The 18,971-nt window shown below is 38.4% G+C and carries 18 protein-coding genes and 5 tRNA genes; 4 read left to right on the top strand and 19 right to left on the bottom strand.

The window, feature by feature from the left end; genetic code table 11:
* Positions 1-29 precede the first annotated feature (29 nt).
* The 17 genes from rpmG to ACNHOZ_RS02005 form a co-directional block, all read right to left on the bottom strand.
* Positions 30-179 (bottom strand): 50S ribosomal protein L33, encoded by a 150-nt coding sequence (gene rpmG / locus ACNHOZ_RS02085; RefSeq protein WP_013059189.1) that lies wholly within the window; start codon positions 177-179, stop codon positions 30-32.
* Positions 180-421: 242 nt separating this feature from the next.
* Positions 422-2,701, bottom strand: coding sequence for a sugar phosphate nucleotidyltransferase (locus tag ACNHOZ_RS02080; RefSeq protein WP_048019748.1), 2,280 nt, complete (start codon positions 2,699-2,701; stop codon positions 422-424).
* A complete protein-coding gene (locus ACNHOZ_RS02075; protein ID WP_310884107.1) occupies positions 2,698-5,016 on the bottom strand; it encodes a glycosyltransferase in 2,319 nt (772 codons plus the stop codon). Before ACNHOZ_RS02075 ends, ACNHOZ_RS02080 begins: the two co-directional genes overlap by 4 nt.
* On the bottom strand, positions 5,009-5,503 hold the full coding sequence (locus tag ACNHOZ_RS02070) for a DUF4912 domain-containing protein (RefSeq protein ID WP_034271122.1): 495 nt from the start codon (positions 5,501-5,503) through the stop codon (positions 5,009-5,011). The genes ACNHOZ_RS02075 and ACNHOZ_RS02070 overlap by 8 nt, the downstream gene beginning before the upstream one ends.
* Before the next feature lie 67 nt (positions 5,504-5,570).
* Positions 5,571-5,777 (bottom strand): hypothetical protein, encoded by a 207-nt coding sequence (locus ACNHOZ_RS02065; RefSeq protein ID WP_155404466.1) that lies wholly within the window; start codon positions 5,775-5,777, stop codon positions 5,571-5,573.
* Positions 5,778-5,896: 119 nt separating this feature from the next.
* Positions 5,897-6,556, bottom strand: a complete 660-nt coding sequence (phoU, locus tag ACNHOZ_RS02060; RefSeq protein WP_013059193.1) for a phosphate signaling complex protein PhoU — start codon at positions 6,554-6,556, stop codon at positions 5,897-5,899.
* Positions 6,557-6,578: 22 nt separating this feature from the next.
* Positions 6,579-7,376 (bottom strand): phosphate ABC transporter ATP-binding protein PstB, encoded by a 798-nt coding sequence (gene pstB / locus ACNHOZ_RS02055; protein ID WP_370506071.1) that lies wholly within the window; start codon positions 7,374-7,376, stop codon positions 6,579-6,581.
* Positions 7,377-7,766: 390 nt separating this feature from the next.
* Positions 7,767-7,895: a hypothetical protein gene (locus ACNHOZ_RS02050; protein WP_268990046.1), complete on the bottom strand. Its 129-nt coding sequence runs from the start codon at positions 7,893-7,895 to the stop codon at positions 7,767-7,769.
* A 126-nt stretch (positions 7,896-8,021) separates the two neighbouring features.
* Positions 8,022-10,199: a peptidoglycan D,D-transpeptidase FtsI family protein gene (locus ACNHOZ_RS02045; RefSeq protein WP_033579690.1), complete on the bottom strand. Its 2,178-nt coding sequence runs from the start codon at positions 10,197-10,199 to the stop codon at positions 8,022-8,024.
* Between the two features lie 161 nt (positions 10,200-10,360).
* Positions 10,361-11,638, bottom strand: a complete 1,278-nt coding sequence (locus ACNHOZ_RS02040; RefSeq protein WP_048019746.1) for an MFS transporter — start codon at positions 11,636-11,638, stop codon at positions 10,361-10,363.
* A gap of 129 nt (positions 11,639-11,767) precedes the next feature.
* On the bottom strand, positions 11,768-12,376 hold the full coding sequence (gene sodA, locus ACNHOZ_RS02035; RefSeq protein WP_013059198.1) for a superoxide dismutase SodA: 609 nt from the start codon (positions 12,374-12,376) through the stop codon (positions 11,768-11,770).
* Between the two features lie 197 nt (positions 12,377-12,573).
* A tRNA-Ser gene (locus tag ACNHOZ_RS02030) sits at positions 12,574-12,666 on the bottom strand.
* An 11-nt stretch (positions 12,667-12,677) separates the two neighbouring features.
* A tRNA-Ile gene (locus ACNHOZ_RS02025) sits at positions 12,678-12,754 on the bottom strand.
* A 3-nt stretch (positions 12,755-12,757) separates the two neighbouring features.
* Positions 12,758-12,832, bottom strand: a tRNA-Asn gene (locus tag ACNHOZ_RS02020).
* Between the two features lie 40 nt (positions 12,833-12,872).
* Positions 12,873-12,946, bottom strand: a tRNA-Met gene (locus tag ACNHOZ_RS02015).
* Between the two features lies 1 nt (position 12,947).
* Positions 12,948-13,022, bottom strand: a tRNA-Asn gene (locus ACNHOZ_RS02010).
* 62 nt (positions 13,023-13,084) lie between these two features.
* Positions 13,085-13,570 carry a DUF456 domain-containing protein gene (locus ACNHOZ_RS02005; RefSeq protein WP_048019745.1) on the bottom strand — a complete coding sequence of 162 codons (486 nt, stop codon included), beginning with the start codon at positions 13,568-13,570 and terminating at the stop codon, positions 13,085-13,087.
* 343 nt (positions 13,571-13,913) lie between these two features.
* On the opposite strand from ACNHOZ_RS02005, the gene ACNHOZ_RS02000 reads away from it, so the two are divergent.
* A complete protein-coding gene (locus ACNHOZ_RS02000) occupies positions 13,914-14,696 on the top strand; it encodes a DUF1189 domain-containing protein (protein ID WP_048019744.1) in 783 nt (260 codons plus the stop codon).
* A 151-nt stretch (positions 14,697-14,847) separates the two neighbouring features.
* Here ACNHOZ_RS02000 and ACNHOZ_RS01995 read toward each other — a convergent pair whose 3' ends face one another.
* A complete protein-coding gene (locus ACNHOZ_RS01995) occupies positions 14,848-16,059 on the bottom strand; it encodes an MFS transporter (RefSeq protein ID WP_053074054.1) in 1,212 nt (403 codons plus the stop codon).
* A 76-nt stretch (positions 16,060-16,135) separates the two neighbouring features.
* Here ACNHOZ_RS01995 and ACNHOZ_RS01990 point away from each other — a divergent pair, with 76 nt between their 5' ends.
* Both ACNHOZ_RS01990 and ispG read left to right on the top strand, forming a co-directional pair.
* On the top strand, positions 16,136-16,468 hold the full coding sequence (locus tag ACNHOZ_RS01990; protein WP_028411630.1) for a hypothetical protein: 333 nt from the start codon (positions 16,136-16,138) through the stop codon (positions 16,466-16,468).
* Positions 16,469-16,619: 151 nt separating this feature from the next.
* Positions 16,620-17,723 (top strand): flavodoxin-dependent (E)-4-hydroxy-3-methylbut-2-enyl-diphosphate synthase, encoded by a 1,104-nt coding sequence (gene ispG / locus ACNHOZ_RS01985; protein WP_201763664.1) that lies wholly within the window; start codon positions 16,620-16,622, stop codon positions 17,721-17,723.
* Positions 17,724-17,759: 36 nt separating this feature from the next.
* On the opposite strand, the gene ACNHOZ_RS01980 is transcribed toward ispG, so the two are convergent.
* Positions 17,760-18,125, bottom strand: a complete 366-nt coding sequence (locus ACNHOZ_RS01980; protein WP_013059205.1) for a hypothetical protein — start codon at positions 18,123-18,125, stop codon at positions 17,760-17,762.
* Positions 18,126-18,384: 259 nt separating this feature from the next.
* Here ACNHOZ_RS01980 and ACNHOZ_RS01975 point away from each other — a divergent pair, with 259 nt between their 5' ends.
* Positions 18,385-18,960 carry a 5' nucleotidase, NT5C type gene (locus ACNHOZ_RS01975; RefSeq protein WP_034271152.1) on the top strand — a complete coding sequence of 192 codons (576 nt, stop codon included), beginning with the start codon at positions 18,385-18,387 and terminating at the stop codon, positions 18,958-18,960.
* The last annotated feature ends 11 nt before the right edge of the window (positions 18,961-18,971 follow it).

Below are 18,971 nucleotides of genomic sequence, written 5' to 3'. Positions count from 1 at the left end.
AAAAAACAGCAGGATTGTACTCCTACTGCTTACTTTGTTTCACGATGAAGTGTAACTTTTTTAAGTCTTGGGCTGTATTTTTTTAACTCAAGACGATCTGGGTTATTACGCTTGTTTTTAGTTGTAATGTAATTACGGTCACCAGTTTCAGTGCAAGCTAATGTAACGTTTACGCGCATCTATTTTCCCTCCAAACATTATAAACATAAATCAGACTTTAATATAATATCATTTTTCGAAAGGAAATGCCAGTCTGTTTTTTTGAAGAAAGTCATTTAATTTCATTTCTTCACTTTTTCTTTCCTCTTAGAGTCCTCAGCTCCTTCTCTGCTACGCCTTATATATAGATGAAGTTTCTTAAAATAGGCGGAACTCTTTTTATGAGAGGCGTACTTCCTTTCTTTTAAATAAAATCCATTATTTACACTTTTTGATATTCTTGTATTTTTTCTACAAAATATGCCGACAGCTTCTTGGCAGTCTGAGTGTTTAACGCCTCTGAATAAATATTTAATACAGGCAAGTGACCATCGGGCAAAATAAGCGTCCATTCATGAGGATCATGGTAAATTTTCAAACCATCAATGACATACACTTGTTTACCGATTGCTTCTTCTAATAACTTCTTCATCACTTGTTCTTGAATTTCTATCGGACATGAAATATAGCGCCAGTTCATATAAGCGTGGGGGACATATTGAATCATTTCAGAAATTTTCCGCTGTTGCACCATAATTAATTCGATCAGCTGACATAAAGCGTACATGGCATCTAACTGAAATTGAACAGGCCCCAAAAGACTAAGCAAGTCACGTTTTTTTGCTTTTGTCCTCATAAATGATTGATTGAGAGATTGAGCAAATGTTTCTAGTGTGGATGAATAGTGTATAGGAATAGGAACGAATGCTACTTTTTTTGTCATGTATACGCTATAAATATAAAGCGACATAATTTCTGAGTCATTTACGCTGCAGCCTTTTTCATCATATAGAGCAAATGTTTCTCCATCTTCTTTAATCTGAATACAAAAAGACAGCTTATTTCGTTTAATTATTCGTTTGGTTTCTTCTGTTTTCTCCCACTTGTTTAAAAATAACACATGGACACGAAGACGCTTACATAATAATTCGACAACTTCCTGTATAAACGGTGAACAAATCACACCAATCCGCGTACTGTCTTCTAATAAAACATGCTGATTAATTGATTTTACTAAAGCATCACAATATTCTTCCCTGATATTTCCTATGCTTGTTTCTTTAAGTGAAACAGAAGTCGTTATGTTTGCTTTTTTAGGTTGAAGATACATCCGCTCAATCTTTTTTTCAATAAGCTGATTAACTAATTGTCCTTTATTATCATATATTTCTAAAAACAGACCGCTGTTTTTGCTATCCACACCAATATAAATACCAATGCTCGCTTGTGAAGTCATCATGTAATATCGAAATACCGGAAGAGCTTCTTTTTTAATATCATACACAGCTGAATGATTACTCCGTAAAAAAGAAAAGCATTCTTTGCGAAGTTGAGTGGCTTCTCCTTCATCATCGCTTGCTAGACAGAACGATCCTTGATGTTTGCATACAAGTAATAACGCATTGTATAGTCTTTCTCGATCAACAGATGAATGTACATACAGGCGACCGTTTTTGAAGATAGAAACATCTGGTTTTACAGAAAGGTGAGGTAGCACTTGATTTTCAGCTACTGTATCTTGGACATACGTAGTCATTGCTTGAACATTTACATACGGACCTATCGTAGCGTTGTATAAAAACGATTCTGCCCCCACCGTTACGTTTTGAAGCAAAATCGTTTTATCGATTGCAGCATGTGCTTCTATGATACTATTGGTTCCGATAATCGTGTAAGGACCAATTGAAGCACCTTTTCTAATCACCACATTTTCTCCTACGTAAACCGGATCGTAAACAGTCACCCCTTCTTCTATAAGCGCGTCATCTGAGACAATACTTTCCTGTCTATTGCCGAACCACTTGCTCCACAGATCATAGTGTGCTTGACGATAATGGTGGATTTGCCCAATATCAATCCAATAATCCTTTGTTACAAAACTGCACACAGTATGATTATATTCCAAAAGAAGCGGGATAATGTCAAAGCTAAAATCTGTAGGACCATAAGAATTCACGTAATCAAGAACGGATTTTTTGATCACATACACTCCCGTATTAATCAATCGGCTATTGGCCTGTTCGTAGGTCGGTTTCTCTACAAATCCCGTGACTCGATTCCCTTCATCTATCGTCACCACTCCATAACCCCGCACGTCGTTTACTTCTTTTGTAACAATGGTCATTTCGCTTTTTTGTTCATAATGAAAATGAATAACGTCTTGAAGATTAATTTCTGTTAAGGCATCTCCACTAATAATAATACAGTCTTCCTCAATAAAGGCCTCTGCTCGCTTAATTCCGCCCGCTGTTCCAAGAGGCTCTTTTTCGATAAAATAAGTAAGCGTCACTCCCCACTGAGAGCCATCCCCAAAGTATTCAATAATTTGTTCATGCCTATACTGCAGCGTAATCCCAATCTCTGTAATTCCATGTTTCTTAAGCAGTTCAATGCTATATTCCATCACAGGTTTATCGTAAAGCGGCAGCATAGGCTTTGGAATCGTGTAGGTCAAGGGCTGCAGTCTTGTTCCTTTACCGCCAGCAAGTATAATGGCTTTCAATTTTTTGCCTCCCTCCTTTTTTTATCTTGGCAAATGTGATGTTGAAACAGCTTACTTGTATCAATAGCGATTTTCTCCCAGCTAAACATCGTTGTTGCTTTTCTATACCCATTTTCGCTGATTTTCGCAGCTATTTTTTCATTTTTTAACAAAAATTCAATACAGTTGATTAATTCGAGCGTATCTCCTCTGGCAAACGTCAGGCCCGTGTCGAAATGTGAAACAATATCGCTTAGACCTCCTGTATCCGCAACGATGGTTGGCTTCTTGGCTACCATCCCCTCTAAAGCCACAATTCCAAAAGGTTCATATAGACTTGGAAAAACAACCATTTTACAAGCTTGAAGAAGCTGATTTCGTTCGTTATCGGTAATGTATCCAATAAAATACACGTATTTGTCTAATTGCTTTTCACTTACCTGTGTTCGAAACTCATGAAGTAAAGGCCCTTTTCCCGCCACAACAAATTGAACATCTATTTGTTTTTTCTTAAATAGTTCCGCTGCTTCAATAAATAGCTGAAATCCTTTTTCATATACAATTCGTCCAATTGAAAAAATAATAGGGGCCTTTCTAAAATTATATTTCTTTTGTAAACTTTCTTTTAACCGCTCATTTACTGCGTCGACTACCAGCTGCTTGTCAATTCCATTTGGAAATATAGCAATTTTATCCTGTTCTACGTGAAATAAAGTGATTAATTCTTTCTTCATATAGTCGCTGCAGACAATGATTGAGCTTGATTGTCGAATCAGCTCCTCTTCTTGCAAGTGAATTTTCTGCTGCATGTCATTATGAATACCATTATTGCGCCCATGTTCTGTCGCATGAATGGTCGTAATTAGCGGCCTATCCGTTTTATCTGCTAAACATTTTGCTGCGGATGCAACAAGCCAGTCATGAGCATGAATAACGTCAAAAGACAGCTTGTAGCCTAACTGCAGTCCTCTAAGAGCCATAGCCACGTTCAAACTGTTTACCCATGTCAAAAAATCCGGATGATGAGGCTGCAGGCTTTTAACTCTGTAAACGTGAACACCGTATAAACGTTCATATTCCGGCAGCCCCTCTACATAGGTCGTTAATACACTAACGTGATGGCCCGCTCTAGCTAACGCTCTGGATAAATCAAATACATGTCGTGCAAGTCCTCCGATAACTAGAGGAGGGAATTCCCATGCAAGCATTAAAATGGAGAGACCGCCTTTATATTGATTTACTGATAAAGCCGACGGCTCTATCTCTTTTACAGGGTATAAAAAAGAACTTCCTGAAAGAAAACTGTTTTCACTATCCATCCTTGGATTCTCTTCGTGACAGAGAAAATCAAACAGCTTTATTTGCCTTTCGTATTCACCTCTGACTTTTTCAAAAGTATAAAGCCAATCGCTGCTACTTAAAAGGAGCCACTGTCGGTAGATAGCATTCACCACGCTAGGATGCTTAAAATCGATCACACCTAGCATCGCCTCTGACTTCTGTACGGTTGAAATAAACAATTGATTTTTCTCACTGACAAATTCGGCGCTTTTTGTTGCACCGTAGAGTGCAAGAGTTTCATTTTGATAAAACTCTATATCCCTCGCGTAATCTAAAGGATATTGAAATGTACCGCTTGCTGCTTGCATTCGCTGAAAGCCAAGCGTGTCCTTCGCTTTCAAATCCAAAACAGCGCTCGCTTTATTCATTGTTCCTTCCTCAACTTGTTTTCCTTGCTTAGGATATGGAAACAAGATAATACCAGCAGGGGACTTTTTTAGTTCATCTGTTGATGACTTCACAAAGGTATAGCGCATTTCATGAGATTTCAGGAGCATATCTACTTGATGAGTATACTCTCCTTGCTGTATAAAAAAACCGACGGGCTTTTTTTCAAAAAACTGTTGAAAAACACGTATTGCTTCTGTAATTTGGAGATTTAATGTTTGTTCTGTTTTAAGGATGGAAACGAACGCGTTCGTTACGGTAGTAGGAATACATTCCAGCATGTCATGCTGAAAGAAATATTTGCAGGCTGAGAACAAGCTCCCGTCCCATTTTTTTAAAAAAGTGAGTGCTCTCTGATGCTGCCGGCTTGAAAACTGGTGTAAATACTGAGCGTAACGAGTATTAAACTCCTCGTCGTTTAATACGTTCAAAAATACACAAGACATCACAGCTGTTGCACCTATCAATTTTTCAGACTCAATTTGATCTAAAAAAGGGATGAATTCGTTCGTTACTTGTTCAAACAGCGGATACTCACTCTCTGCTTGAAGTACATGTAGCAACGGATAATGCATATAAGTTAAAAGAATACAGTCATCACTATTCATATTGCTTCTTCACCTGCTCCAAGTCATTTGAATATAAGGAATATGTGCTAAATTCATTTTGAACACCCTGGTGAACTTTTACAGGTTCGTACATCCAGCTCAACGACGTTACATTCACTTGTTCATGCTGTTCTTTCATCAAATAAACCGGATTCGAACGAAGAAGGGAAAAAAAACTTCCTTCTTTATCTTGAATACCAATATCTATTACATACGTGCGCTCACTTTCCAAGCTATTCATAAATATGAAGTCTTGCTTAGGAGTAAGACCCTTCATATAATAGCGGTTTGATTCATGGCCGTTAAAATGAAGGCCTGTTATATCATACGTACACATAGCTAGATTCAATTCTTCCCATCGTGTCGAAAACATACTTTCTACCATTTCTCGAATATGCTCTGAAAATGACCAGTGAACATAAATACGAGATGAGTCAAGCTGAGTAGCTATACACACATTTAAGTTTTGAATAAGATTAGGAGCCAATGTTTTATCACTTCGTTTCTTAGATTGTTTTTTCTACATATAAATGCCGTATAAACTTATTAACATCTTACCATTCAGAAAAAGTTGCCACAATAAACGCAATTTGTCGATTTGTGTTAAAAAATCCAGGCCAGCAAATTGGATGCATGAGCCCGTATGAATCGTTTGTTACACCGCTGTTGATTTCCGTGCAAAATGTCGCTTTCCGAGGGCGGCGATGAGCCTCCTCGTCGCTTCCGCTTTTCCTGCAGGAGTCTTTGCCCTTCCCTCTCATTAACAGCTAGAAGCAGCTACATTAAACCTACGTTTCTCGATACAATGAAAAAAATCCGAACGATTCACCGTTCGGATCTTCCTTCAACTAAAACACTTTTGTCCCAGCCTCTTTTTCCACTATTCATTTAAATCGTAGCGTTTGCCTTTTACAAGGTAAAATACGCTTTCTGCTACGTTAGTGGTATGATCAGCCATACGCTCTAAATAACGGGCTACAAATAAAAGCTGTGTAATTTGGTTCATAGCCTCCTGCTTTTCTTTAGCAAGACTTAAAAGTTCTTTAATTGTTATTCCGTAAAGCTCATCCACTTGATCGTCCATTTCCGCTACTTTTTTAGCCAACACAAGATCTTCTTCGTGATAAGCTTTTAACGAAAGGCTCAGCATTTCAATCGAAATATCGTGCATTTTCTTTACATGTTCTAACGGCTTAATTAATTCTTCGTTTCCAATTCGTATAGCTGATTTTGCTACATTAACGGCAAAATCTGCCATACGCTCAACATCCGAAGCAATTTTAATTGCCACAATAATACGTCTTAAATCAATAGCCACGGGCTGCTGCTTTGCAATCAGTAGGATAGCTAGGTCATTAATTTCTTCTTCTAAGTCATCCACGTATGAATCACCGTCGATAATTTCTAGCGCCAGCTCAACGTTACTTGTTTGCAACGCTTCAATTGATTTTGATAACGCCTCATGCGTTAAGCGCCCTATTTCTAATAATTTTTCACGTAATATCTTTAAATCACCATGAAACTTTTCGCGTACAACCACTCATCCCATCTCCTTGTATGTCTTAACCGAAACGACCTGTAATATAATCTTCTGTGCGTTTATCAGATGGCATTGAGAAGATTTTATCTGTTTCTGCGTACTCTACCACTTCTCCATTTAAGAAAAATGCTGTTTTATCTGAAATACGTGCCGCTTGCTGCATATTATGTGTAACAATAATAATGCTGAAGTCTTTCTTTAATTCTTGTACTAACTCTTCTACTTTTAATGTCGAAATTGGATCGAGTGCAGAAGTAGGCTCATCCATTAAAATAACGTCGGGTTCAATAGCCAAACAGCGCGCAATACAGATACGCTGCTGTTGTCCACCTGACAACCCATTCGCATTTTGATTCAAACGATCTTTAACTTCGTCCCAAATAGCTGCTCCTCGTAAACTTTTTTCAACAATTTCATCTAGTTTTTTCTTGTTGCGAACGCCATGAATTCTTGGACCGTACGCGATATTATCATAAATAGATTTTGGGAACGGATTTGGTTTTTGGAAAACCATTCCTACTTGCGTGCGCAGCTCTTCCACATGGTACGATTTATCAAAAATATTTTTTCCTCTATACTCAATTTCACCTGATGTACGGACAATTGGCGTCATTTCTACCATACGATTTAACGTTTTAATATATGTTGATTTTCCGCAGCCCGATGGACCGATGATCGCGGTAACTTCGTTAGCATGAATGTCTAAATCAATATTTTTTAAGGCATGTGTGTTGCCATACCATAAATTCAAACCTTTTGTTTTATATACAATTTCTTTTGTTTGCGGAGTATTTACTTTTTCTTTGTTAGTCAATTCCATTGTTATTGCCATTGGATAATCCTCCTTCATCGTCTTTAACCGTTTTGAGCACAATAAAAGTCTCTCTATGTCTATTTAATATCTATTGTTTACTATTAGTGTAAATACATACGAGAAGCCGAACGCTTCCCCTTATTTTGATCATTTCTATTAATCCTTACACTTACAGAATAATAGCCGACTATTAATTGTGTTTTAACTCAATGTAAAGCTTTTGTAAACGAAGGCCTATCTGCGTGTTTTTTAGGTAAAAAACTAGTTCTTACGACCCTTAAATTCAATAAAAAACCATATATGTAAATGTTTCTAACAAAAAAAAGAAGAGGTTGAGACATAACTAAATTAATTTGATATAAAGATAAGTAAATTAGATAAATAAGCCAGTACGAATCACTTCTGACACCACTGTTGATTTCCGTGCAAGCAGGCGGCCGATGAGCCTCGTTGTCGCTTCCGCTCCTGCGGGGTCTCACTTCTTCCGCTTTTCCGGCAGAAGTCTTCGCCCTGCCCTCCAATCAACCGCTTAAAGCACCTACTTACATGAAATCTACGTTCACCCTCTCAATAAAAAAATCCGAACAGCGTTGATTCTTAATCAACGTCGTTCGGATCTTACTTCAACTAATATGCTTTTTCCCAGCCTCTTTAATTGGCGTCGTTTGCAATGACAGCCTGTTGATTCTCTTCTTGATCTTTTACTTCTTGTTCACCTTTTTTCTTTAAATCAAAATACGTATCGAGCGCAGAACGAGCAAGCTCTTTTGTAATGGTATTTGGTGCACTTGGCACAAATGCCGATGGTACCACAACAGCTACTGCAATTTCAGGATCATTTGCCGGAGCAAAGGCCACAAAGTTTGAATTATTAACTTTAATTGGATCCCCTCCGCTTGGGTTTTTCTCATAGGCTTGTGCCGTTCCAGATTTACCAGCAGGATTATAGTTCGCTGTATGGAAAGCTGCGTACCCTGTACCGCCTTGTTCCTGCGTAACCCGCTTAAAGCCATTTTGAACATCTTTAATGTATTCTTCTTTCATCGTGATACGATTTAACACATCAGGTTCAAAGGAATGCTGCGTACCGCCAATTTCATCGGTCTTTATCGTTGGTTTTCGGATTTCTTTTACTAGCTGCGGCTTGATGCGATACCCTCCATTAGCTATTGCAGAAGTATATTGAACAAGCTGCAGCGGCGTGTACGTATCATACTGGCCAATTCCTAAATCAAGCGCTGTACCTGGAACATTGCTTCCTCCTTGTACACCTGTTGATTCGTTATCGAGGTTTATGCCTGTTGATACGCCTAAGCCGAACTGACTGTAGTACGAACGCAGTTCGCTGAATGTGTCAGGTTTAATCGGTAAAGTCATGTTCTTGTGGTACTGTAATCCAGCCATCGCCATTACCGTTTTAAACATAAATACGTTGGATGAATATTTTAACGCGGATGAATACGTTAAGGGTCCTAACCCCTCAGCCTCAGCTGATTTCTTAATTGGTGTTCCTTTAATTTTTAACGGTTCATCAACGAACACTGTGTTTGGCTTAATAGCTCCTGAATCTAAGCCAGCTAGAACCGTTGCCCCTTTTACAACAGAGCCCATTGTATAAGATGTTGAAATATTCCCTAATGCAAAATCTTCTATTTTAGGTACCCCAGTCTTCTTATCAATGGTGTATTTTTTACCTGCCATTGTTAAGATTTCTCCTGTGTGAGGATCCATCATAATCACAAAAGCACGGTCTAAAAACTGCGTTCCTTTCATTTTCTTTTTGGCTAAAAGCTGGTCCGTAATTTGTTTTTCTACCGCTTTTTGAAGCTCCATATCAATAGTTAAAACCAAATCACTGCCGCGTTCGCCTTTCGACACTTGAATTGTATCAAGGAGATTTCCTTTATCATCTGTTACATACTGGACTTTTTCTTTTTGACCGCTGAGCTGAGCTTCGTATTGCTTCTCTAAATAGCTCGTCCCAACTTGGTCATTTCGACTATAGCCTCTTGATAAGTAATACTGTACTTTATCTTTGGGCAGACCCTCGTTGGCAGAGGATACATTTCCAAGCAAAGTACGGAGAGTGCTGTTTTCTGGGTATGAGCGATCCCAATACGTTGTTGTATCAACACCCGGAAGTTCATCTAAATGCTCACTTACAACGGCATACTCTTCATTTGTCACACCGCTTTTAACAATTTGCGGGGTGTTAGAATAACCTGCCTCCATTTGGCGCTTAATAGCTAGAACTTCTAAATCACTCTTTAAACTTTCTAAATCTTTTTTAGAAATGCGGTCTAACTGACGTTGATACAGTTCGTCATCAGTCATTTCACCATCTTGAACTTTTTTGCGATCAGCTTTCGTAATTTTCTGCTCCGCTTCTTTAGGGTGAAGCATAATCCAGTAATCCTTCATGTCGCGTTCTGTAATTTTTACCACGTTTTTAGCATCTTTATTCTTTCTATTTTCTGGAATATCAATCACATTTGTGGTGTAAGGAACATCGATCATAGTGGCTAACTTTTTAGCGATGCGCAGCCTTTCTTCAGCTGTATTTCCTTGAAAACGAGTATATGTAATCGTATTTAAAGAGGTATTATCTACAATTACGCGGTTATACCGATCGTACATTTTCCCTCGAGGAACAGGCGTACTGACTGTAACGTCCTGTGTTTTTTCGACTTCTCGTTCGTAATTCTCACCGTACACAATTTGAACAAGTCCCAACCGCAAAATTAATACGGAAAATAGGGCAAATACGGTCAAGAAAAGTAAGTTCACACGAAAAGGCACGTGACTTTTTCTTCTTTTTTTCTTTTTCATACCAACACCTACACTTTATAAAACATATATACCATAACACCATAAAATCAGACATTTAGCAAATAAATAGACACCTGGCAGGTGCCTATTTACACAACGTATTTATTCTAAAAGAAAAGAGAGGCATTTTCCATAGTACAAATGAAGGAGCTGATAATACTCTAAGCTGGAGACTCTCCGTCTCCTTCATTTAATACTGGAGGAGTAACAGTCGTTTCTTTTTTGTGCAGAGGCTGTGAGATATGTCTTACACAAAAATAAATGATCGTATGCCCTGCTCCAACAATAGATAATAAAATAGGAATACTTTTTGCTTCATCAAAAAATAGTACGGCTATTAAAAATAAAGATATGGAAACGACGCGCCCAATATTCAGAAATACTTCTCTGACAACAATGTATTCGATTCTTTTTGAAACAACGTCCTTTGCTCGTCCAATCACATCGTACGTTAGAGAAATGAATGGAACCAACAAAATAGGATAGGCAATGGCAATACAAACAGCATATATAATTAACTTTGGATACGATAAGTTAAAGATAAGCAAAAAGACTGCTCCATAGAGAAGGAGGCCCCCGGTGAAAATAAATCGAAGGCGATTTTTTTGCTTAATAAATCTTGAGGCTACATAGTATCCTACAAACGCCACCGCTGAATTCACCAGTCCATAAGTTCCTAAAGCTAATTCACTTCCCGTCGTAATAAATACCATAACGGATACGACAAAAATGAACGTACCTTCACGCAATCCTTGAAAGAAATGAGCCTGTAATATTCGATTCCAGTCTTTGTTGACTTTTCGTTCAGCCCACACTTCTTTAAATTTGTATACTCCTTCAGCTGCGCGTCTTGTAATAAAAAAACTAAGCACAACGGCACCGACAAACAATAGCAGAGATACACCAAACACAATTTTATACCCAAGTGATTCATACAAAGCGGAAATAACAAAGCCCGCTCCTAAAGGACCAATCATCCCTGCAAAAGAGTTTAAGATCCCTAAAAATCCGTTAAAAAAGTCTCTTGTATCAGGTTCTGTAATTTCAAAAGTTAGCACATTAAAAGCTAGCCAATAAAAGCCATATCCTATACCCAGCAGTCCACCAAGCAATACTAAATACTCGGCTGCGTTAGCTCCACTGACCAATACAGCGATATAAAAAACAGCTAAAAAAGATACGCCTAACCTTAAAACCACAACCCGGTCAATTCGTTTGGCCCATTTACCTGCTAAAATAAACGTAAGGGGCTGAAGCACCACTACCGCTAAATTATAAATAGCGAGATCCGAAAATTCTCCTGATTGTTTCCACAGATAAATGTTAACAAACGAATTGGAAATTGAAATAGCCAAGGCATAAAGACCGCCTATAATTAAAAGCAAAAGTAAATCTTTACTAACTTCTACATCTCCAACTACTTTTTTTAATAAAGGCATATCAAAAAACTCCTTTTCTCTTCTACACCTAGTGTGTGAAAAAGAAAAGGAGATATGTAAAAGAATTGGAAAACAAAAAAGCCAGTAAAGGTAATAATTACTTTACTGGCTCTTAAATACGTCTTCAGCTTATTTTGCAGCGTCGTAACGCTTAGCAACTTCGTCCCATTTTACAACATTAAAGAATGCTGAAATGTAATCTGGACGGCGGTTTTGATAATTTAAGTAGTAAGCGTGCTCCCAAACGTCTAGACCAAGAATTGGCGTTTTGCCTTCCATTAATGGGCTATCTTGGTTTGGTGTGCTTGTTACTTCTAATTCGCCGTTGTTTACAACTAACCAAGCCCAGCCAGAACCGAAGCGAGTTTTAGCTGCATTTGCAAATTCTTCTTTGAATTGATCAAAGCTGCCGAATTTGCTAGCGATAGCGTCTGCTAATTCACCAGTTGGAGCACCGCCGCCGTTAGGGCAAAGGATTGTCCAAAATAATGAGTGGTTCGCATGACCGCCACCGTTATTGCGTACTGCTGTACGGATATCTTCAGGAACAGCATCTAAGTTTGAAATTAACTCTTCAATACTTTTGCTTTCTAAATCCGCTTTGCCTTCAACAGCAGCGTTTAGGTTTGTAACATATGTGTTGTGATGTTTTGTGTGGTGAATATTCATTGTTTCTTTGTCGATATGTGGTTCCAGTGCATCGTATGCATAAGGTAGTTCTGGTAATTTGTAAGCCATGAATAATTCCTCCTTCAAAATATGTAAGCATTTTGGCGCAAAAGCACCATATACGTTTAGATTAGCAAATTTACCCTACTCTTTCAAATAAAAAGTACCTAATCCATGATTTATATTTACCTAATTCCCATTCGCTATTCTTTTAAACATAAAAAAAGCTTCTTTTTCTCAAAAGAAGCTTTGAATAGACAATAGTATGGCGGAGGAAGAGGGATTCGAACCCCCGCGGGCTTTAACACCCCTGTCGGTTTTCAAGACCGATCCCTTCAGCCGGACTTGGGTATTCCTCCAACCCTATAAATGGTGGACCCTGCAGGACTCGAACCTGCGACCGGACGGTTATGAGCCGTCTGCTCTAACCAGCTGAGCTAAGGGTCCACGTGGCTCCACAGGTAGGACTCGAACCTACGACCGATCGGTTAACAGCCGATAGCTCTACCACTGAGCTACTGTGGAACAATATGAATTATGTATGTCACAAACGTAAATTGGAAAATAGCGGCGGAGGGGATCGAACCCCCGACCTCACGGGTATGAACCGTACGCTCTAGCCAGCTGAGCTACACCGCCATGGCTCCACAGGTAGGACTCGAACCTACGACCGATCGGTTAACAGCCGATAGCTCTACCACTGAGCTACTGTGGAACAATATAACATTTACTAGCGACATTAAAAATTTAACATGTTTCTGGCCTAAAGTCAATATATTATTTTAAAACAGCGTATAAAAAATAGGCAATCATCAACAGTTGAATAAATCCTTTCGAGATAGCGCCACTAAAAAAGCCAATAACCGAACCTACTCCAATTTTTACTGCGTTGCTAATTGTGGTCCGATGAACAATCAGTTCTCCTACAATCGCTCCGATAAACGGCCCTAAAATAATTCCAAATCCCGGAATAACAAACGGACCCACAAGCAATCCAACTGTACTTCCCCAAACGCCTGCTTTAGTGCCTCCGAATTTTTTCACACCAATAATATTAGCGATATAGTCTGCTAAAAAAAGTGCGACAACTAACAATCCTTGTATCACCCAAAATAACCAGCTATAGGAGCTAAAATCATAAAATAAACCGTATATAACAAATCCTAGCGCTACAAATAGCACGCTTGGGATGATGGGATAAACCAACCCAACAAACGATACAGCAAAGCTAATGATAACTAATGCCCAACATAAAATAGCCATGCCCGCACCTATCCTTTTTATTATTACTATTTATCATACAATAACCACTCCTATAAAGAAAGACCTTGCACCACGAGACCTTCCTTTATTTTACTTTCAAATATATCTTCAGATAACGATTTTCGAGTGTACCACTGCACTATTAACAGCACAGTCCTCAAACTGCCCGTAATATCCCCCAAAAACAATGACAGCAAAATCTGTACATATAAAGAAATGCTTTTGACAAAACGCTCCATCGCACTATTGTAATTGGTAACGTTTTCTAAAATCTATTGTAAACCTTAAATTTCCGCTATAAAATAAGGTATAATCAGAATTTTCAATAATAGGAGGCTTTACAATGAGCATGCTGAAAAAGATAGCATGGAGTTTTACTTCCTTCAAAAAAATAAGATCGCTTCGCTTTGAGCATACGAATAAAACAATTGGCTTTGTGCTGTTTTTAACATTCATTTCTTTGCTGCCTACATTTTTCTTTATGACTTTGACGATTGTAAACGGCTATCATACCGCGACTACAGATCTCCCGAAATCTGTTTCTTCTTTTTCTATTTCAAATTCACAGCTTACGTCAAGCCAACCTTTCACAAAAAAAGTAAACGGTACCGCTTTTATCTTAGACCCCTCACAGTCTATTGAACGGTTTCATTCCCCTGCTCATGCAATTGGTTTTTTAAAGGATGGAATTTACATCACGACTAATTCACAAACACAAACGTATTCATATGAGTTGCTAAACTGGCATCATAAAGATAAAAATGAACTGTTAAACTTGCTGCACGAACAAAAATTTTCTTTATACATACTTGTCCCTATCGCTATGCTTTTACTGTACGTATTAACATCTGGACTAAACTTCCTTTCTATTACCTGCCTTGCTTATCTTGGAAAACTGATTGGACTCATCACTAAGAAGCAGCTTCCTTTCAAACAGCTATGGGCACTGAGCGCTTATAGTACGGTAGCCTTCACGCTGCTTTATACGCTTTTTGAAGCTTTTTCTTTGTCTCTAGCAACACATAGCTCTCTTTACTGGATAGGAACGTTCTTCATTTACTTATTGCTCGTCACAAGGGTTCCTATGAGAAAAAAGGTAAAACCTAATAAAGCGATTGAAACATAACGAAATGAATCCAATCAACGGCTAGAAGCACCTACATACATAAAATCTATGTTTACCCTGCCAATGAAAAGCTCCGAACGAATTTAATTCTTGATCAAGAATCAAATTTGTTGGGAGCTTCTTCAACTAACATACTTTTGTCCCAGCCTCTTTATTTCTGTACAACTTTTCTTCTCCCCATTGCAGAAGAAAAAATTTTCAACTGATACAAAACCCACAAACCTCCTGCTGCGAGCAAACTAAAGCTATAAATAAACATCAGCCTTTCAGTATGCATCCACACTTCAAAAACAACGGGTCCCAGCGCTACTCCTAAAAATCTCACCGTTCCATAAATGGATACAATAAATCCTCTTTCTTCGTCTGAAGCCGCTGAAGTAATCATCATATTAATACAAGGAAGAACAAATCCTAAGCCGCCAAAGGCGACTGTCAAACAAAACATCAGCACAGGAAGCGTATAAATCACCGTTAATACTCCAAACATTACGAATAAAAGAATCATTCCTACTATCATCAATTTTTTCATGAGCACTACATCTGTTTTGATTCGCTGACCGGTCCAATAAGAAACGAGCGTCATCGCGCCAAGAGGAAATAAAAAAGCGGTTCCTTTGAAAAAACCGTCTATATGATACGTTTCCTCTATTAAAAAAGATAAGTAATATAAAATGCCAAATAATAAAAACAACCCCAGTCCCCCGACAAAGAATAAAGGAAAAAGCGATTTTCTTTTATCATAGACAATCCCAATGGCTCTCTTTAAATACTCTCCAACAGATACTGAATCTGAACCTGTTTTCGCTTCTCTCACATACAAGGCTATACCTACTAAAGCAGCACCTGCCGCTAAAGGATACACAAAAAATGCGGCATACCATACAACGAGTGCCGCCGTTGCTCCAATTATAGGTGCAACCACTTTTCCAGCTCCATTATATACTTCTAAAATCCCAAGGACTTTTGCTCTTTTTTCCCCTGTAAATACATCTCCAGTTAATGCCATTGCCAACGTTGTAGTACCAGCAGCGCCAATCCCTTGAATCACTCTTCCAGCCATCAACACAGCAAAGCTTCCAGAAGAGACCAAAGCGCTACTAGCAGCGACAAGGCTACCGATTATCATCACGATGAGGGAATACATAATTAATTTTTTACGTCCATATCGATCTGATAAAATTCCTACCGCAGGAATACACAATGCAGCCGGAATCGAAAATACACTCAGTATCAAACTGGTTTGGACTCCACTTAAGTGAAGTGACTTTTGAATGCTTGGCAGCAGAGGAATGAGCATGGAATTTCCCAGCACCATGATGAAAGGCAATAAGCCTAATGAAACAATCATTAATTTTTCTTTCAATTTTCGTTCTCCAATCATATTTAAGTAAGACAAGCATAGGCTTTACACATAAGCAAAAGAATGAAGGAGGAGCGTAATGAAAAAGCTATGTGCATTAGCCGCTTTCGCTTTTATCGGATATATTTGTCACTACGACATTAAATACGGTACCATTCCTACTGCGACTGAAGCAGTTCAAGTCAGCAAAGCGCAGCCTGCAGAAACAAAAGCCGCCAGCTCTTCTTCCACCTATACAAAAATAAAAATTAAGCCAGGCGATACAGTTTTGTCCGTCATTGAAGAGCTTACAAAAAAATCGATACCGGTTTCTATGAACCAAATGATTAAAGACTTTAAGAAGTTAAATAACGGTACAGCGCCTGAAGATATTCAAATTGGAAAAACGTATAAGTTCCCTATTTACAAGTAATGACAGCATTCTTCTTGTCAAGATGGGATAGTCATTGTTAAAATAGCTAAGGTAGTACTTTCTACTAGTTATTTTGTTCATAAAGAGTTATTCTATTAATGAATTCAAATTCTTGATTTCATTTTGAAGGAGAGATTATCACGTGAGTGAAATTATACATCGTACAAAAACACGCCCCGTCAAAGTTGGAGATTTAACAATTGGGGGCAGTAACGAATTAGTTATTCAAAGTATGACAACCACTAAAACACATGATGTTGAAGCAACGGTTGCAGAAATTAAACGTTTAGAAGAAGCAGGATGCCAAGTTGTTCGTGTTGCTTGTCCAGATGAACGCGCAGCAGATGCAATCCCTGAAATTAAAAAACGCATTAACATTCCATTAGTTGTAGATATTCATTTTGACTATCGCTTAGCGTTAAAAGCAATTGAAGGCGGAGCGGATAAAATCCGTATCAACCCAGGTAATATTGGACGCCGTGAAAAAGTGGAAGCTGTTGTAAATGCTGCAAAAGCTAAAAATATTCCAATTCGTATTGGAGTTAACGCCGGTTCACTGGAAAAACGTATTTTAGATAAATACGGCTATCCGACAGCAGATGGCATGGTAGAAAGTGCACTTCATCACATTAAAATTTTAGAAGACCTTGATTTCCATGACATCATCGTTTCAATGAAAGCATCCGATGTTAACTTGGCAATTGAAGCATATGAAAAAGCTGCTCAAGCTTTTGACTACCCTCTTCACTTAGGAATTACAGAATCGGGTACATTATTTGCGGGAACTGTAAAAAGTGCAGCAGGTCTTGGCGCTATTTTGTCTAAAGGAATCGGAAATACATTACGTATTTCTTTAAGTGCGGATCCTGTAGAAGAAGTAAAAGTTGCACGCGAGTTGCTAAAATCATTCGGTTTAGCTTCCAATGCTGCAACGCTTATTTCTTGCCCAACTTGCGGACGTATTGAAATTGATTTAATTAGCATTGCTAATGAAGTTGAAGAGTATATTTCAACTGTAAAAGCACCGATTAAAGTAGCGGTACTTGGCTGCGCTGTAAACGGTCCTGGCGAAGCTCGTGAAGCTGATATCGGGATTGCAGGAGCACGCGGTGAAGGTCTTCTATTCCGCAAAGGTGAAATCGTACGCAAAGTTCCGGAAGAAACAATGGTTGAGGAACTAAAAAAAGAAATTGATAAAATTGCTGCTGAATATCACGCAAAGCAAGAAGCTGAAAAAGCTGCAGCTAAATCATAACCAAAAAAAGCGAGGCGCATATGCGCCTCGCTTTTTTTATGAAAAGAACGGTAATATAAACGTACCGACAATAATCGATACAACTCCGATCCCTATTGCCCATGCTCCTAGCGTAAGTGCTCCTTTTCTGCGTGCGATAAACCCTAGAATAATCCCAGCGGCACCAAGAATAATTGGTAAAAAGAATAGTGAAAGAATCGAAAGCACGAGTGCGAAACGACCGTATCCCGTTCCTTCTCCTCGTCCAGCGACTTCATGATTGCGATTGCGGTCAATATCTATAACTTCACGCTCTGCATGTGGCTCTCCTACTCGGTAAGGAACGCCCACTTCAGCTGCAGTTTCTTCCATGAAATCAGCTTCATATACATCTTTTCTACGCCTTTGTTCTTCATTCTCCATGCTTAATCCCTCGCTTTCGTAAATAAGGAGCATTTATAGTATCTGAATGCGAGAAAAAATTATAAGTGTTAATCTTATACAGCTGCTCATTTTCTTGCAAAAATAGATACCTGCACGATTCCCACACCGTATAATCATCCTTATCTTTTTTCTTAAGGAGTATAAAAAGTATTACTGTTTCTCTTTAGGCTTTATGTTACACTAGACAAGAATAATCAAGCACCTAAGTAGAATAAACGTATTAAAGGAGTGCACGTAGTTGACAAAAAAGTTTGGAATTGACATTGATGGAACTGTTACCTCTCCTGAAACTTTTGTTCCTCATTTAAATAAAGCCTTTAACTTAAATTTAACACTTGAAGATATTACAGAATATGATTTCAGCCCTTTTGTAAATGTATCACCTGCAGAACTCGGGAAATGGTTTAAAGCAAATGAACGCTCTATTTACGAAACCTCTCCACTTGCAGACGATGCAAAAGCGGTTTTGCAAAAGTGGCATCAAAAGCACGAATTATTCTTTATTAGTGCAAGGCACGATCAGCTATTGGACGTCACGGAAGAATGGTTTCAAAAAAATGAGCTATCGTTTCATCACATTGAGTTAGTCGGCTCTCATTTTAAAGTTGAGACAGCAAAACGATACGATGTTGATATCTTTTTTGAAGACAAACATGATAATGCTTGTGAAATCAGTGAAGAATGCAATATTCCCGTTATCTTATTTGATACTCCTTATAATCGCTTACCTGTTCCAAAAGGAGTGGTTCGCGTATATAACTGGCTAGAAGCAGATCAGTGGGTAGCCGACTGGTTAAAAGAACAGCAAAAATAAAAAAGAGAGGT

This window comes from Priestia sp. D51 (genome assembly GCF_053345675.1).
Note: the sequence above shows the minus strand (reverse complement) of the source record. Positions and strands in the feature narration are given on the sequence as shown.